Annotated in this window: 17 protein-coding genes and 1 pseudogene; 13 read left to right on the top strand and 5 right to left on the bottom strand. The window is 32.7% G+C overall.

Annotated elements, in window-relative coordinates; translation table 11 throughout:
* Positions 1-153 precede the first annotated feature (153 nt).
* The 4 genes from ednB to CD116_RS04155 all read right to left on the bottom strand — a co-directional run bounded on the left by ednB (position 154) and on the right by CD116_RS04155 (position 4,449).
* On the bottom strand, positions 154-909 hold the full coding sequence (gene ednB / locus CD116_RS04140; protein WP_047551514.1) for an epidermal cell differentiation inhibitor EdnB: 756 nt from the start codon (positions 907-909) through the stop codon (positions 154-156).
* Positions 910-945: 36 nt separating this feature from the next.
* Entirely contained in the window at positions 946-1,641 is a 696-nt protein-coding gene (locus CD116_RS04145; RefSeq protein WP_047449639.1) for a trypsin-like serine peptidase, read from the bottom strand.
* A gap of 238 nt (positions 1,642-1,879) precedes the next feature.
* Positions 1,880-4,303 (bottom strand): polysaccharide lyase 8 family protein, encoded by a 2,424-nt coding sequence (locus tag CD116_RS04150; RefSeq protein ID WP_047551518.1) that lies wholly within the window; start codon positions 4,301-4,303, stop codon positions 1,880-1,882.
* Positions 4,300-4,449: a hypothetical protein gene (locus CD116_RS04155; protein ID WP_047551521.1), complete on the bottom strand. Its 150-nt coding sequence runs from the start codon at positions 4,447-4,449 to the stop codon at positions 4,300-4,302. The genes CD116_RS04150 and CD116_RS04155 overlap by 4 nt, the downstream gene beginning before the upstream one ends.
* Before the next feature lie 263 nt (positions 4,450-4,712).
* On the opposite strand from CD116_RS04155, the gene CD116_RS04160 reads away from it, so the two are divergent.
* The 3 genes and pseudogenes from CD116_RS04160 (at position 4,713) to CD116_RS04170 (ending at position 6,482) form a co-directional block, all read left to right on the top strand.
* A complete protein-coding gene (locus CD116_RS04160; RefSeq protein ID WP_047551524.1) occupies positions 4,713-5,129 on the top strand; it encodes a MerR family transcriptional regulator in 417 nt (138 codons plus the stop codon).
* Between the two features lie 69 nt (positions 5,130-5,198).
* Positions 5,199-6,047: pseudogene (locus CD116_RS04165) on the top strand (aldo/keto reductase).
* A gap of 231 nt (positions 6,048-6,278) precedes the next feature.
* A complete protein-coding gene (locus CD116_RS04170; protein ID WP_047426055.1) occupies positions 6,279-6,482 on the top strand; it encodes a hypothetical protein in 204 nt (67 codons plus the stop codon).
* 293 nt (positions 6,483-6,775) lie between these two features.
* On the opposite strand, the gene CD116_RS04175 is transcribed toward CD116_RS04170, so the two are convergent.
* The gene (locus CD116_RS04175) at positions 6,776-7,516 is read right to left on the bottom strand and encodes an NAD-dependent protein deacylase (protein ID WP_078101795.1); all 741 of its coding nucleotides are present in this window, start codon (positions 7,514-7,516) and stop codon (positions 6,776-6,778) included.
* Positions 7,517-7,757: 241 nt separating this feature from the next.
* Between CD116_RS04175 and CD116_RS04180 the strand changes: the two genes are divergently transcribed.
* The 10 genes from CD116_RS04180 to CD116_RS04225 all read left to right on the top strand — a co-directional run bounded on the left by CD116_RS04180 (position 7,758) and on the right by CD116_RS04225 (position 17,666).
* Positions 7,758-8,513, top strand: a complete 756-nt coding sequence (locus CD116_RS04180) for a DeoR/GlpR family DNA-binding transcription regulator (RefSeq protein ID WP_047551530.1) — start codon at positions 7,758-7,760, stop codon at positions 8,511-8,513.
* Between the two features lie 367 nt (positions 8,514-8,880).
* Complete coding sequence (gene lacA / locus CD116_RS04185; RefSeq protein ID WP_000974608.1) at positions 8,881-9,309, top strand: galactose-6-phosphate isomerase subunit LacA; 429 nt, start codon at positions 8,881-8,883, stop codon at positions 9,307-9,309.
* 15 nt (positions 9,310-9,324) lie between these two features.
* Positions 9,325-9,840, top strand: a complete 516-nt coding sequence (gene lacB / locus CD116_RS04190; RefSeq protein WP_047551533.1) for a galactose-6-phosphate isomerase subunit LacB — start codon at positions 9,325-9,327, stop codon at positions 9,838-9,840.
* Positions 9,841-9,852: 12 nt separating this feature from the next.
* Entirely contained in the window at positions 9,853-10,785 is a 933-nt protein-coding gene (lacC, locus tag CD116_RS04195) for a tagatose-6-phosphate kinase (RefSeq protein ID WP_047551536.1), read from the top strand.
* Between the two features lie 3 nt (positions 10,786-10,788).
* Positions 10,789-11,769, top strand: coding sequence for a tagatose-bisphosphate aldolase (gene lacD / locus CD116_RS04200; RefSeq protein WP_047551539.1), 981 nt, complete (start codon positions 10,789-10,791; stop codon positions 11,767-11,769).
* A gap of 21 nt (positions 11,770-11,790) precedes the next feature.
* Positions 11,791-12,102: a PTS lactose/cellobiose transporter subunit IIA gene (locus CD116_RS04205; RefSeq protein WP_047551542.1), complete on the top strand. Its 312-nt coding sequence runs from the start codon at positions 11,791-11,793 to the stop codon at positions 12,100-12,102.
* A gap of 5 nt (positions 12,103-12,107) precedes the next feature.
* Positions 12,108-13,820 (top strand): lactose-specific PTS transporter subunit EIIC, encoded by a 1,713-nt coding sequence (locus tag CD116_RS04210; protein ID WP_078101799.1) that lies wholly within the window; start codon positions 12,108-12,110, stop codon positions 13,818-13,820.
* Between the two features lie 17 nt (positions 13,821-13,837).
* Positions 13,838-15,250, top strand: coding sequence for a 6-phospho-beta-galactosidase (gene lacG, locus CD116_RS04215; protein WP_047551545.1), 1,413 nt, complete (start codon positions 13,838-13,840; stop codon positions 15,248-15,250).
* A gap of 265 nt (positions 15,251-15,515) precedes the next feature.
* Entirely contained in the window at positions 15,516-16,385 is an 870-nt protein-coding gene (locus tag CD116_RS04220; RefSeq protein WP_047529552.1) for an alpha/beta hydrolase, read from the top strand.
* Between the two features lie 279 nt (positions 16,386-16,664).
* Positions 16,665-17,666, top strand: coding sequence for an NADP-dependent oxidoreductase (locus tag CD116_RS04225; RefSeq protein ID WP_047551548.1), 1,002 nt, complete (start codon positions 16,665-16,667; stop codon positions 17,664-17,666).
* Position 17,667 lies beyond the last annotated feature (1 nt).

Below are 17,667 nucleotides of genomic sequence, written 5' to 3' on the forward strand. Positions count from 1 at the left end.
ATGATAAGCCCAAAAAGAAAATTTAATACACTTATTAAAAGAATTAGGTGTAAGTACTTGTGTAGATGACATTTTACATTTAACAAGAGAAAAATCCTAACAAATATAATATTTTAAAGTATATTTGTTAGGATATATATTATTTATGTTTTCTTATTTTTTAAAAACTACTGCAGTTATAATTATCTTCTTTTTATTATCAGAAAGCTTAACACTCCCCACAGCATACTCAGTTCCTCTAGGTAAAAGAACTTCTTGTTGACCTGGGTATGCTGTTAACTCTTTAGAATCAATATATGCTGCTTTAGTCCCTTTAGGTAATTCTAATTTTAATTCAATTGGTCTACCTGCTACAGCTGCACCACTAACTAGTTGAGTACTAGAGTAGCCATTTTCTCTATAAATTCTACTATTCATAAGATTATTTAGTTTTGACACAAGTGCTTCATCATATTGACCATTGTTAGTTTGTTGTAGCATATGTAAATCTTCTCGCGTAAAGCCAGTTATACTTGATAAGTAGTCTAAATTTAATAATCTATATACATAGACTGAATCTGGTGTTACAGATTTAGATATCGTTGAGTCTAATTGTCTAATCTGCTCTTGAATGTTTTCGGGTAATTTGTTCACGTCACCATTTGCTGATCTTAGAGGAGTATTTATGGGTGAACTATTTTTTGTATAATTATAAATAGCCATCTTATCTTTAGAAGAATACTTGGCTGACTTTATTAATGAGTTTCCCCATTTTGTAGCTTCAACTAAGTCTGTAAAATTTTTAGCCTCGGCAGCTATTGAGATTTTATTATATTTAGAGGAAAAAGATGTATCTATTAAACTAATGCTTGAAAGCACGATAAATGTCGACAAAAATTTTATAATTGTATTTTTCATTTTCAAACTCATCTCCTATTTTGTTAGTATTTAATTTTACGTTTTTTATTAACGTCTTACTCTGTCAATCCAATCTGCAATTTGGCTATTAATTGGCACGACTAAACTACCATCCAAACTCCCTTCTGAAATAACGCCGATTAATTGATCGTTTTCTTTTAAAAACACACCAGATCCTGATTGTCCAGGAGTGCTTTGTAGTGTTGTACGAAGTGCTTTATCATTAAATGTTTCTATAACAGTACCCTCAGTTTTATACTGTTTGTAACCACTTTTATCAATAGGGTAACCTATTGAATATAATTCTTTACCTTTTAATTTGGAAAAATCTACACTTTTAATACTTACATTTATATTTTTTAAATAATGTGAATATTCATCAGTTTGATCAGAAGTCTTTATTAATGCTATATCGAGATCACTATAGGGGTTAAATGTAGATACACTTGCACTCCCTGCTAAAGTTGCTAGACCTGAATGACCAGGATATATTGTCCCTATGTATCCTTCTTCAAAGCCACCATCTTTACAATGTGAAGAAGTCAAACCGACATCTTTTGTAATCATAATTGCGGTGCAGTGATGTTTATCATTACCTTCATATTTTGCGGTATTCAAACTATTCTTAGTGTTGAAAATATCAGTTACGAGCGATCTATTATCTGTCTTGTTTTCTGCTTTAGATACTTGATTGTTAGCAACTAATATTAATAAAAAAGCGAGAAGTAATAAAGTTTTTTTCATAGCTATAACTCCTTTTATGTTTTTTTAATATAATTAAAATTAATGCATTTTTATTATAAAACAATAGTTATTCTTAAATTATTAAATTTATATTAAATGTTATAAATTTATTAACATCTATATTGTGATTTGAACGTTAAAAATTTATTAATAATAATTAAGCTAAAAACAGTGGGATTTAAAATTGTCTAAAAAATCTCGACACTATAAAAATGTTACAGTGCCGAGATTTTCTTGCTTATTTAGTTAATTCAAAGTGTACGCCGGATTCATTAGAAGTCGATGCATTTTTGTTTGTAATAGAGTATCCAGTCATTGAAATTTTAGATTCAATATCTGAAGCGGAATTTGTAGATTCGGGATTATAGAAGCTACATTCATAAGTGTTATCATCTTTCTTTTTAAGAATAAACATTCCTTTGGCTTTAACTTCGACTTTAGTACCATTAATGTCAAAAGTTTGAGTGCTATTACTATAGTTGACACCAGCCCAAACCGATTCATTATCTTTCACAACATGGAAGTCATCATCTTGTTTAACGACAGTTACTTGGCTTGCTTTGGATTTAAAATTATCTTTTGTTATTCCAGGATACAACACATATCCATATTTATCATCTGTATTAGAATGCTTTTGAGTTACTTCATAATACTCATCTTTTTTGTCATCTGACTTTTGACTTTTATTTATATCGCTCCACTTACCAGTATGACTTTCTTTTTTTACAGTTATTTTCGATTTGTTTAAAAAATGATAGCCTATATTGTTTTTAGGTTTATTGGTTGACTCTAAAAAGACTGAATTGGTTTCCTGATTATCGGAAGCTGTTGTTTGTTTATCGTCTGTATATAACGTATACCCATTCGCTTTGCGATTTTCAACAGTTGTCACTGGATTCTTTGATGAATCAGTTCTTTTAATGCCAGTTCCTAAGAAGACAATTTTATCGTTTAATATGAAATATGATTTTTTGGCAGTTAAAGTTTTGTCCTGATTTTCAAAATCCATTCCGATACTTGCATGTTGGTCATCGAATTTTGTTCCGCCTACAAAAGTTTTATCGGAGTTCTTATTTTCTTTAGGTTCCTCATTTTCTAAAGTTGTAGTACCTGCTAATCGTTTCATATCGGCTGTGGCCCAGAACTTATCACGGTAATGTTTCACATCGCTATTGTATAAATAAGACATTCCAGCACCAGTATGCCAGCCTTTTAGGTTTTCATTATTGATACTTTCGTAACGTGCGACGTTTTTCGACGTCATACTTAAGCCAAATGCAAAGTCTAAGTCTTTGTTATGATAGGTGACACGATCCATGTCATTATATATTTTAAGTTGCTGTGTTAAACCGTTAGTAGAAATAGTATTGTCTGACATTAAAGACTTCATTTTATCTATGTCCGAATATGAATTTAAATAATCGGTTTGTTTATAACTTGAATCAGAATTAACAGAAGTTTTAACGATTTGCTTATATCTTTCAGAAGTAGTAGTGTCCATGGCATCACTTAATCTCAACAATGATTTCATTACAGTTGCAGATGCTGAGTGACTCGTTTCATTTTCACGACTGATAGCTCTACCTCGTGATAAATCCATCATTTCACCTTTATAAATGAGTGGCATAAATCCGTCATCAATCCATGATTTTAAAATAGTATCATTTTGGTTATTTTCTTTAAAAGGTGTTTCTTTTATCAACGGCAAAATTTGAGAAATACCCTCTAAGAGTACAACGCCATAAGCACCAGTGTATGGGACGTCTTGATGATCGATATATGAGCCATCTTTATAAAATCCATTACGTTCTTTACCAGTGGCAGAATCTTGAACATAAGTAAACACTTTATTAAAAGAATCTATTGAATTTTTCATCATAGTTGCATCTTTTTCGATAATACTTTCTAAAAGTTTTACCATAGAAATGTCTACTAAATTTCCTCCTTTAGCAGGTTCAGCTTTTCCTACAGAAGATAATATTTTGTCACTATCTGGGGCGAAAGTTTTAATAGGGGCAGTGTATTTTTTCTTTTCATCATTTGAAATATCACCATTCAGTAATATTAGTGTATTTGTTAATGATTTAGGTGTTCCAATTTCATAATCCCACCAATTTAAATTGGTATTCTTTTGAGGTGCTGATTTTGAGAAATTTGTTTTTAAATCAGCAACTTTTTTATCTGGCTCTTTGCCATAGGCATTTTTATGCAGCCACTCAAGTGCATCTTTTACTTTGTTTTTATTATCCTGAGTATTCAATTTAGTATTTTTATGCTTCATCGCTTCTGCGATTTTCTCAATATTACGATAGGTTTTTGTCATATGAGATGAATTAGTTTCAAGGTTTTCCGCTCCTAACCACAAGTATTTCCTATCACTTTCAGTTTTCATTTCCTTGAGTAATTTCTCAGCCTCATTCTCCGTAGCAACAAACTTCTTCTTCATATCTTCATTACTCTCATCATATTTATCATAACCGTAGTTAACGTCAAGCCATGTGTTCCTCAACTTTTCATAATCTGGCGTTTGAGCATTCGTATCAGCTACAGCGATTTGATGTTTATCAACACTTCTGAATTCACCATCATTCAAAGTAATCATACCGGCCATTAATAATGTTATGGTGGATAATTTTTGCCATTTCTTCATTTTATATGTCATTGACATGTCTCCTTTTTGTGTTGCGCGTGCGCAATGAATAGTATGATTAAATAATGATTCAATTTTTCAAAATTCGTTAACGCATACAAATGACTGTTTACTCTCAAACAACCTACAAAGAATGTTGATAAATATAGACAATCAATCGCACCGAAATTTTCGCATCATCCAAAAATTGCAACGAAAATAATTTTGAAAAAATTAAATATTACTAATCTTAGTAATTATAACATTTTAAATTTTTAAGTTATACAATTTTAAAAGTAATTAAAAACGATGAAATGTAAAATGTTAAAAAAGAGACAAATTTCAATTTGAGTAATAAAATAAGAAGTATTCAAATGAGGATGGCAATATATAAAGCAACATTACTTAAGATGCCACCAACATAATTGAAAGGATAGTCCCAATGAAAACTAAAGAAGTCGTAGCGCTCATGAATATATCTCAAGACACTTTAAGATATTATGAAAAGGTTGGTGTGATTCCACCTGTTAATCGAGATAAAAATGGATATAGAATATACAATGATAGTGATTTAAACTGGATTTATTTAGTGAAAAATTTGCGAAATGCAGGCGTCAGTATTGAATCGCTTATCAAATTTTGTAGATTAGCGCAGCTTCCTAAAAATGAAAATATTCAAGCACAGCAAAAGCAAATTTTAAATAAGCAACTTGAAGAATTAAATGAAAATTTAAAGACAATTCATGATGCGAGAGATTTACTACAATATAAAATTGATAATTATGATAATCATATTGCTAAAATCAATGCTAGTGATAATCATGATGCTAATGTTGAACGTCTTTGGGAGAGAATGTAAACCTATTGCTTGATATAGAGTTCGCTCCATGGTTTATAGTGGGCTTACAAGATAAAGGAGGTTCATTTTATGAATCATATTGAAATAAGTAAAGATGTAAAGATACCAGTATTAGGTTTCGGAGTATTTCAAATTCCTCAAGAAAAAACAGCAGAAGCGGTTAAAGAAGCAATTAAAGCGGGTTATAGACATATTGATACAGCACAAAGTTATTTAAATGAAACTGAAGTAGGTCAAGGTATTGAAGCTTCAGGTATTGATAGAAGTGAACTATTCATTACGACTAAAGTATGGATTGAAAATGTTAACTATGAAGATACTATCAAATCAATCGAACGATCATTACAACGATTAAATTTGAACTATCTTGATCTAGTGCTTATTCACCAACCTTATAATGATGTATATGGCTCATGGCGTGCATTAGAAGAGTTAAAAGAAAATGGTAAAATTAAAGCAATCGGTGTATCTAACTTCGGCGTTGATCGAATTGTAGATTTAGGTATTCACAATCAAATTCAACCACAAGTGAACCAAATAGAAATTAATCCATTCCATCAACAAGAAGAACAAGTTGCGGCACTTCAACAAGAAAATGTTGTGGTAGAAGCTTGAGCACCATTTGCAAAAGGTAAAAACCAATTATTCCAAAATCAATTGTTGCAGGCCATTGCAGATAAATATAATAAATCAATTGCACAAGTAATTTTACGTTGGTTAGTAGAACGTGACGTCGTTGTACTCGCAAAATCAGTGAATCCAGAACGTATGGCTCAAAACTTAGATATATTTGATTTTGAACTTACAGAAGAAGATAAACAACAAATTGCGACATTAGACGAAAGTAATAGTCAATTTTTCTCACATGCTGATCCCGAAATGATTAAGTCACTTTCTGGTAGACAATTAGGTGTTTAAAATTAGCATAATAGAGTAAATAAAATGAATTAAGTTAACCTGAAACTTGGATGTTAAAATCTTTGTTTCAGGTTTTTTCATAGCTTTTAAAAAGTAGGAGAGCAAGTAAATAAGTTATTGTTAATTTTTGTATTACACAATAACTTGACTAAAATAATAATTATAGTATTGATAATTTTATAAAATCAAGTATATAATAAAAGTACAATATATAGTATAGGGGATAACAATATGAAATATAAACATTTCGTCATTATTACTTTAATTACAGGTATCATCATGCTTACAACGATGTACTTTGTACCATTTGAATATCATAAATTGCCAATTTTCGCAGGTATGGCAATCATTTTGACAGTGTACTTTAGTAATAAAAAATCAATTGATGAAACGAATATCTTTAGTAAGAAAAATCGCAATAAAAGCAAACAATAAAATAATTTGGAAGATTAAGATTTATAGGTATGTTTTAAGTTTAAATGAACCATTTTCATCAACTGAAAGATGTAATTATATCACAACGCATCAAATGAAAATGCAATAAACCAAGTCATTCTACACACAAGAATTAAAATTTGATGCTCATTTTAATTCGGAACTTCGAACGCCGTATTCCGAAAATCGAATTCCGAACGCAAACTTCGAATTCCAAATTCCAAAAATAAACACATACTGCCAAAATAAAAAGCATTTTCCGTACTACTCGGGAAATGCTTTTTACATATTGATTACTTTGTCATTAATGATTTTACAACGGAAACCATGTCGTCATGTATAACCAAAGTAGCGTCGCTATCATAAGGTGTTCGGTCTTTATTGATAATAATTAAATTGTCGCCTTTAAAATTTGATATTAATCCTGCGGCAGGTTGCACAACGAGTGACGAACCTAGTACAACAAGTGTGTCAGCATCTTCAATTTTATTTAATGCCCGTATGATGATAGGTTGATCTAACATTTCACCGTATAATACGATGTCCGGTCGTATGGCACTACCACAATTATCACAATGTTTCAACGTTCTATCGATAACCTCTTGTTTTGAATATGATTTATGACATGCATTACAATAAAATCGATTTAATGTACCATGTAATTCATCAACATGTTGACTTCCAGCGTCTGAGTGCAAACCATCGATATTTTGCGTGATGACACCTAATGATTGTTGATTATGTTCTAATTTTGCAATCCAATCATGTACGATGTTGGGTTTTGTATCGACAAATAACAATCGCTTATGGCAAAAATTGATAAAACCTTCAGGATCATCTTCTAAATAATCACGGCTTAACAAGTATTCTGGCGAAAGCCCATCTTTTGAAATTTCATCAAATAAGCCACCCATTGATCGAAAATCTGGAACACCGCTTGCAACAGATACACCAGCACCTGTAAAAAATGTGATACGATTCGAACTATCTATAATATGTTTTAATGTCACTAAATCATTTTCCAAATTAAACACCTCATCAAAATAATGAATGATTTATAACGTCTTTTGCTTTTATTATAATACATCAATTTTCTATTTATCAAAGGCGCAGTTTAAACAGTTCTTTTTAAAAATGAATTATACATATAATCGAACAGTTAAATTATATTAGTTTTTACGCAATTTTTATTATAGAATAAGCATGTATATTAAAATGGATGTCTAAACATAAAAGGTAATGCGCAATCGCCTAAATAAAGGAGGCAATTTTACATTGAATAAACATGAACGTTTGGACGAAATTGCTAAACTAGTGAATAAAAAGGGCACGATAAGAACGAATGAAATCGTCGAAGGTTTAAATGTGTCTGATATGACAGTTCGAAGAGATTTAATTGAATTGGAAAATAAAGGGATTTTAACGAAGATTCATGGTGGTGCACGCAGTAATTCAACATTTCAGTATAAAGAAATATCGCATAAAGAAAAACATACCCGTCAAATTGCAGAAAAACGATTTATAGCTAGAAAAGCTGCATCATTAATTGAAGATGGGGATACTTTGTTTTTCGGACCGGGAACAACAGTGGAACTATTAGCAGAAGAAGTCAATCATCATACGCTCACAATTATTACGAATTGTTTGCCGGTGTATAAAATTTTGTTGGAAAAACAAACATCACATTTTCGTGTCTATTTAATTGGTGGTGAAATGCGCCATATTACAGAAGCATTTGTAGGTGAAATGGCGAATGCCATGTTAGAAAAATTAAGATTTAGCAAGATGTTCTTTAGTAGTAATGCAGTAAATAAAGGTGCTGTGATGACATCTACGTTAGATGAAGCCTATACGCAACAATTGGCACTAAGTAATTCAATTGAAAAATACTTGCTAATTGATCATACGAAAGTTGGCAAAGAAGATTTTACATCATTTTGTCAGTTAAACGAATTGACTGCAGTGGTCATGGACTATGAAGATGAAGAAAAAATAGAAACGATTAAAACATATATTGAAATAGTCGACTAAATTAAAAATATAACTGCATTGTTAAAATATGTGTTTATATGCTCATAAGTGAATGTGAATTTGCATTCATTTATGGGCTATTTTTTATGCAAATTTATGTAAACGGGAACCCCGACAAAGTCTTACAACAATTTCAGACAAACACCTAATTAAAACAACTACCTAATATAAATGTTCACTTATTGTTTGAAAATATGTCATAAACAAACAAAATGCAAACATATAATGTTGATTTCTTGTTTATTTATGTTTATAATTTAAACGTAATCAAATTGAAAGCCTTTTCTCAAGATTTTCATAACCTACAAATAAACATGTCATATTTTAAGAAAGGTATTTCAAAATTAAAGTAAAAAGGAGTCTTATTATGGCGATTATTATTGGTTCAGATGAAGCTGGCAAACGATTAAAAGAAGTCATCAAATCATATTTATTAGACAATAAATATGACGTTGTTGACGTAACAGAAGGACAGGAAGTTGACTTTGTTGATGCAACTTTGGCAGTAGCAAAAGATGTTCAAAGTCAAGAAGGTAACTTAGGTATTGTTATCGATGCATTTGGTGCAGGTAGCTTTATGGTTGCTACAAAAATCAAAGGCATGATTGCTGCTGAAGTATCAGATGAACGCTCTGGATATATGACTAGAGGCCATAACAATTCAAGAATGATCACAATGGGATCTGAAATTGTTGGAGACACATTAGCGAAAAATGTCGTTAAAGGTTTTGTTGAAGGTAAATACGATGGTGGTAGACACCAAATCCGTGTAGATATGCTTAATAAAATGTGCTAAGGAGGAAAAATTACTATGAAGATTGCATTAGGATGCGACCATATTGTTACAGATACAAAAATGCGTGTATCTGAATTTTTAAAATCAAAAGGACATGAAGTCATTGATGTAGGAACTTACGATTTCACAAGAACACACTATCCAATTTTCGGTAAAAAAGTTGGAGAACAAGTTGTTAGCGGTAACGCAGACTTAGGTGTTTGTATTTGTGGCACAGGTGTTGGTATTAACAATGCTGTAAATAAAGTGCCTGGTATTCGCTCAGCACTAGTACGTGATATGACATCAGCGCTTTACGCTAAAGAAGAATTAAATGCAAACGTTATTGGCTTTGGTGGACGTATTATTGGTGAGTTATTAATGTGCGATATTATCGATGCATTTATTAATGCTGAATACAAACCAACTGAAGAGAATAAAAAATTAATCGCTAAAATTAAACATTTAGAAACAAGCAGTGCAGACCAAGCTGACCCACATTTCTTTGATGAATTTTTAGAAAAATGGGACAGAGGCGAATACCACGATTAAGGGACGACACATATGATTTTAACTTTAACATTAAATCCATCCGTTGATATTTCATACCCATTAACAACATTGAAATTAGATGATGTTAATCGTGTTCAAGAAGTGAGTAAAACAGCTGGTGGTAAAGGTTTAAATGTAACAAGAGTACTTGCGCAAGTAGGTGAGCCAGTCCTTGCGAGTGGTTTCATTGGCGGCGAATTAGGTCAATTTATTGCTAAAAAATTAGATCAAGACAGCATCAAGCATGCATTTTATAACATTAAGGGTGAAACACGAAACTGCATTGCAATGTTACATGAAGGGCAACAAACAGAAATTTTAGAGCAGGGACCGGAGATTGATAATCAAGAGGCTGCAGGATTTATTAAACATTTTGAACAATTACTAGAAAAAGTTGAAGCAGTTGCTATTTCAGGTAGCTTACCTAAAGGATTAAATCAAGATTATTATGCACAAATCATTGAACGATGCCAAAACAAAGGTGTGCCTGTGATATTAGACTGCTCGGGTGCAACCTTGCAAACAGTTTTGGAAAATCCATACAAACCAACAGTCATTAAACCAAACATTTCTGAACTATATCAGTTACTTAACAAGCCACTTGATGAAAGTATAGAAAGTTTGAAACAGGCACTGTCACAACCCTTATTCGAAGGGATTGAGTGGATTATTGTGTCTTTAGGTGCACAAGGTGCGTTCGCTAAGCACAATCATACATTCTATAGAGTGAATATTCCGAAAATAAGTGTATTAAACCCGGTTGGTTCAGGTGATTCTACGGTTGCTGGAATTACTTCAGCAATTCTTAATCATGAAAACGACCACGATTTACTAAAAAAAGCCAATACTTTAGGCATGTTGAATGCGCAAGAAGCACAAACAGGTTATGTCAATTTAAATAATTATGATGATTTATTCAATCAAATTGAAGTTTTAGAGGTGTAAAAAATGTCAAAATCCAATCAAAAAATCGCATCAATTGAACAATTAAGTAACAACGAAGGTATCATTTCTGCATTAGCATTTGACCAACGTGGTGCTTTAAAACGCATGATGGCAAAACATCAAACTGAAGAGCCAACTGTAGCTCAAATTGAACAATTAAAAGTATTAGTTGCGGAAGAATTAACACAATATGCATCTTCAATTTTATTAGATCCTGAATATGGTTTACCAGCTTCAGATGCACGTAACAAAGATTGTGGATTATTACTTGCTTATGAAAAAACTGGATATGACGTAAATGCTAAAGGTCGTTTGCCTGACTGTTTAGTAGAGTGGTCTGCAAAACGTTTAAAAGAACAAGGTGCAAATGCTGTTAAATTCTTACTTTACTATGATGTTGATGATGCTGAAGAAATCAATATTCAAAAGAAAGCATACATTGAAAGAATCGGTTCAGAATGTGTTGCTGAAGACATTCCTTTCTTCTTGGAAGTATTAACTTATGATGACAATATTCCTGATAACGGTAGTGTTGAATTCGCAAAAGTTAAGCCTAGAAAGGTTAACGAAGCAATGAAATTATTCTCAGAACCACGCTTTAACGTTGATGTATTGAAAGTTGAAGTGCCAGTAAACATGAATTATGTTGAGGGATTTACTGAAGGTGAAGTGGTTTATACAAAAGAGGAAGCGGCACAACACTTTAAAGATCAAGATGCAGCAACTCATTTACCATATATTTACTTAAGTGCTGGTGTTTCTGCAGAATTATTCCAAGAAACTTTAAAATTTGCACACGAAGCTGGTGCTAAATTCAATGGTGTACTTTGTGGCCGTGCTACATGGTCTGGCGCTGTTCAAGTATACATTGAACAAGGTGAAGATGCTGCACGTGAATGGTTACGTACAACTGGCTTCAAAAATATTGATGACTTAAATAAAGTATTAAAAGACACTGCGGCATCTTGGAAACAAAGAAAATAAGTATAAAAGGGGATTCATGCTATGAATAGAGAAGAAGTCCAATTATTAGGTTTTGAAATAGTTGCATTTGCAGGGGATGCACGTTCTAAGTTTTTAGAAGCATTAACAGCAGCTCAAACTGGAGATTTTGCAAAAGCAGATGCTCTGGTTGAAGAAGGAAACAATTGTATTGCGGAAGCGCATAGAGCACAAACAAGCTTGTTAGCTAAAGAAGCACAAGGTGATGATATAGCATACAGCGTAACGATGATGCATGGTCAAGATCATTTAATGACCACTATTTTATTGAAGGATTTAATGAAACACTTATTAGAATTTTATAAAAGAGGGTGATGGCATTGATGCAAAAATTAATCGCGCAAATTGAAAAAGGGAAGCCATTTTTCGAAAAATTATCACGTAACATATATTTAAGAGCCATTCGTGACGGTTTTATTTCTGCAATGCCAGTCATCTTATTCTCAAGTATCTTTCTATTAATTGCATACGTACCAAATATATTTGGTTTTAAATGGGATAAAGGTATGGAAGCTATTTTAATGAAACCATATAACTATACAATGGGACTTGTAGCATTATTAGTAGCAGGAACAACAGCAAAATCTTTAACAGATTCATACAATCGTAAGCTTGAAAGTACGAATCAGATTAACTTTATTTCTACGATGATAGCAGCAATGTGTGGATTCTTGTTCTTAGCTTCTGATCCAGCCAAAGATGGTGGATTCTTAAGTGCATTTATGGGAACAAAAGGTTTACTAACAGCATTCTTATCAGCATTTGTAACTGTTATTGTTTATAACTTCTGTGTGAAGCGCAACATTACAATTAAAATGCCGAAAGAGGTACCGCCGAATATTTCACAAGTATTTAAGGACTTAATTCCATTTTCAGCGGTAATCATTATTCTTTATGCATTAGATTTAATTATTCGCAACAGCTTTAAAGCGAATGTAGCGGAAGGTATTTTAAAATTATTCGAACCATTATTTACAGCAGCAGATGGTTGGATTGGTGTCACAATTATCTTTGGTGCCTTTGCATTATTCTGGTTTGTAGGTATTCATGGTCCGTCAATTGTAGAGCCAGCAATTGCAGCAATTACATATGCGAATATTGAAGCGAACTTCAAGTTACTTCAAGCTGGTGAACATGCAGATAATATTATTACTTCAGGTACACAAATGTTCATCGTTACATTCGGTGGTACGGGTGCAACACTGGTCGTGCCGTTCATGTTTATGTGGATGACGAAATCTAAACGAAACAAAGCGATTGGACGTGCATCTGTTGTACCAACATTCTTTGGTGTAAACGAGCCGATTTTATTCGGTGCACCACTAGTATTGAATCCAGTGTTCTTTATTCCGTTTGTATTAGCGCCAATTGTGAACGTATGGATATTTAAACTTTTCGTTGAAGTGTTAGGAATGAACAGCTTTAGTGTGAACTTACCATGGACAACACCAGGTCCGCTCGGCATTATCATGGGTACTGGATTTGGTTTATGGTCATTCGTATTAGCGATTACTTTAATTGTTGTAGATATTATTATTTACTATCCGTTCCTAAAAGTTTATGACAGTGAAATTCTTGATGAAGAAGAAGGACGTAAAGAAAGTAATTCAGATTTAAAAGAAAAAGTTGCAGCAAACTTCGATACGAAAAAAGCTGATTCAATTTTAGCGGCAAGTGGTGTATCAGATGATGCAGCTAAAGTTTCAAATATCACAGAACAAACAAATGTCTTAGTACTTTGTGCCGGTGGTGGTACAAGTGGATTATTAGCCAACGCACTTAATAAAGCAGCTGAAGAGTATCATGTGCCAGTGAAAGCGGCCGCTGGCGGATATGGCGCACATATGGACATTATGAAAGAGTACCAATTAATCATTTTAGCGCCACAAGTTGCGTCTAACTATGAAGATATTAAGCAAGATACAGATAAATTAGGTATTAAATTAGCGAAGACTCAAGGTGCTGAATATATCAAATTGACACGAGATGGCCAAGCAGCCCTTGATTTCGTTCAAAAACAATTTGAAAATTAAGAATAGGAGTTTTTCATATGACTAAAACATTACCTGAAGATTTTATTTTTGGTGGAGCAACAGCAGCATATCAAGCAGAAGGTGCGACAAATACGGATGGTAAAGGTCGTGTAGCATGGGATACGTATTTAGAAGAAAACTATTGGTACACTGCAGAACCAGCGAGTGATTTTTATAACAGATATCCGGTGGATTTAGAATTAAGTGAAAAATTTAGTGTTAATGGAATCCGTATTTCAATTGCATGGTCTCGTATCTTCCCAAATGGATATGGCGAAGTGAACCCTAAAGGTGTTGAGTATTACCATAAATTATTTGCAGAGTGTCATAAACGTCATGTTGAACCATTTGTAACATTGCATCATTTTGACACGCCTGAAGTGTTACATAAAGATGGTGATTTTCTAAATCGTAAAACGATTGATTACTTCGTAGATTATGCTGAGTTTTGTTTTAAAGAATTCCCAGAAGTAAAATATTGGACTACATTCAATGAAATTGGACCAATTGGTGATGGCCAATATTTAGTAGGTAAATTCCCTCCAGGTATTAAATATGATTTTGAAAAAGTATTCCAATCACACCACAATATGATGGTAGCTCATGCTAGAGCAGTAAAATTATTTAAAGATGGCGGATATCAAGGAGAAATTGGGGTAGTACACGCATTACCAACAAAATATCCTTTCGACCCATCAAATCCGGAAGACGTTCGCGCGGCAGAATTAGAAGATATTATTCATAACAAATTTATTTTAGATGCAACATACTTAGGTAAGTATTCTCGTGAAACGATGGAAGGTGTGCAACATATTTTGTCTGTTAATGGCGGTAAATTAAATATTACAGATGAAGATTATGCAATTTTAGATGCAGCCAAAGATTTAAACGATTTCTTAGGCATCAATTACTACATGAGTGATTGGATGAGAGGGTATGACGGTGACTCTGAAATTACGCATAATGCGACAGGTGATAAGGGTGGATCTAAATACCAACTTAAAGGTGTAGGGCAACGTGAGTTTGATGTAGACGTACCTCGTACAGACTGGGATTGGATGATTTATCCTCAAGGTTTATACGATCAAATTATGCGAGTTGTTAAAGATTATCCTAACTATCACAAAATTTATATCACTGAAAATGGTTTGGGATATAAAGATGAGTTTATAGAATCTGAAAAAACAGTTCATGATGATGCACGTATCGATTATGTTAAACAGCATTTAAATGTGATTGCTGACGCTATTAAAGATGGTGCCAATGTTAAAGGTTACTTTATTTGGTCATTAATGGATGTATTCTCTTGGTCAAATGGTTATGAAAAACGATACGGTTTATTCTATGTCGACTTTGAAACTCAAGAACGCTATCCTAAGAAAAGCGCATATTGGTATAAAGAATTAGCTGAAACGAAAGAAATTAAATAATTAAAGATATTAAAAGGCCTATCAGACGAGTGCTGGTAGGTCTTTATTTATAAAAAGAGATAAATTAAACATGCATATACATATTTATATATTAATCAATGGGGGACACACCATTGAAAGCTAAATAAGCAATCAATTAACAAACGTTAACGGACAACTTTCCAAAGTCATCTTAAAAGTTAATGATGTATTCAAAATCAACTAAAGGACATTTTTAATCACATCCTTTATACTTATATAAAAGATATGAATGGGAGTTAAAAGTGTGAAGAAAATTTTTGTGATTATTACAACATTATTAGCAGTAGCTATTATTATAGGTAGTATCATTACGGTCGTATTCAGTCAAAGGCAAGAACAAACATATAAGATACAACAACAGCAATTTGTTAAAAAATCGATTCCTACTTTATTCTTACATGGATATGGTGGTAGTGCTAACTCAGAAAAATTCATGGTGAAACAAGCAGAAAAAAGAGGTGTCACGAAAGATATCATTACAGCCTATGTTTCAAATGAGGGTGAGGTTACGTTTAAAGGGAAATTAAGCAAAAATGCTGTGAATCCTATTGTGAAAATTGAACTTGAAAATAACAGACAAGGTTACTTAGATAAAAATTCAAAATGGTTTAAAAATGTACTTACGAAGCTACAAACAGAATATAAATTCGATAAATTCAATTTTGTTGGACATTCAATGGGAAATTTGACATTTGCGCAATATATGATGACTTATGGTAACGACAAGTCACTGCCACAGTTAAACAAACAAGTGAATATTGCAGGGACATTTAATGGTGTTTTAAATATGAATGAAGATGTCAATGAAATTACAGTTGATAAAGATGGCAAACCAAGTCGAATGAATCAACCATATCAGCAATTACGTGTGCTAAAAGATATTTATAAAGGTAAAGGTATCGAAGTACTTAATATTTATGGAGATTTGAAAGATGGTACACATTCAGACGGCAGAGTGTCTAATAGTTCTTCGAAATCATTAAAATATTTACTGGGAAATAGTCCGAAAAGTTATCGAGAATCTAAATATGAAGGTGAGTCTGCACAACATAGTCAGCTTCATGAGAATGAAAATGTTGCCAATGAGTTAATCGACTTCTTATGGAAAAAATAAAGCAACTGCTAGTTTTTTTGGGGTGAAAAAGCTTGTAATATTAGAGCTTTTCAAAAAATTACCTATTGTTTAAGAGTTTCTATAAAATGCCTAAGTCGTAACGTTTTAAATTAATAATTATAACAAATATAATGTACTTGAAGTTAAATGAATCAGTGCTTAAGTCAAAATTTAACAACTAAGAATGTATTTGCATACAGACATCACGAAGACACAATTCAAACTTAACGCTTAAGTAACAAATAAGTAAAAGTTTCAAATAAAGAAAGGTGATTAATGATGCAAAACAAGCAAATTCTTTTTAATAAAATTCCTGAAGGTATGCCACAAGAAGATACATTTAAAATCGAGGAAGTTGCAACGCCTGAACTTAAGGAAAACGGTATCTTATTACAAACGCTGTACATTTCAGTTGATCCATATATGAGAGGTCGTATGACTAAGGCGGATTCGTATGTGCAACCATTTGAAATTGGTAAACCGATTGTCAGTCATATCGTTGCAAAGGTAATCAATTCGAAACATGAAGATTACCAGTCAGGAGATGTCGTTGTAGGTATGTTACCTTGGCGTATCATCAATCAAGTCCAAGCTAATCAAATTACTAAAGTTCCAACGATAGATGTACCTCTTGATTTGTATTTAAGTGTCTTAGGTATGCCAGGACAAACAGCATATCATGGGTTGCTCGATATTGGTCAACCTAAATCAGGTGAAACTGTGGTTGTTTCAGCTGCATCTGGTGCTGTAGGTTCAGTTGTAGGTCAAATTGCTAAGATTAAAGGTTGTCGTGTTGTAGGTATAGCAGGTGGCGACAAAAAAGTAAATTATTTAACAGAAACTTTAGGATTTGACGCTGGTATCGACTATAAGAAAGAGGATTTTGCAGAAGTGTTAGCACAAGCAGTACCAGATGGTATTGATGTTTATTTTGAAAATGTTGGTGGTACAGTTGGCGATGAAGTATTTAAGCATTTAAATCGTTTTGCACGTGTACCAGTATGTGGCGCAATTTCGTCATATAATCATCCTGAAGCAGATATCGGACCACGTATTCAAGGTACGCTGATTAAAAAGCAAGTTATGATGAGAGGTTTCTTAGTATCAGAATTTGCTAATGATTTTAAAACTGCAAGTGAGCAACTTGCAAAATGGGTTCAAGAAGGTAAAATTCAGTCACAAGTAACCATTGAAGATGGTTTTGAAAATGCGCCGCGTGCATTTAAAAATTTATTTACTGGCGATAACTTTGGTAAACAAGTTATTAAAGTTACGGAATAAT

It is taken from the genome of Staphylococcus schweitzeri (assembly GCF_002902405.1).
Classification (GTDB): Bacteria; Bacillota; Bacilli; order Staphylococcales; family Staphylococcaceae; genus Staphylococcus; species Staphylococcus schweitzeri.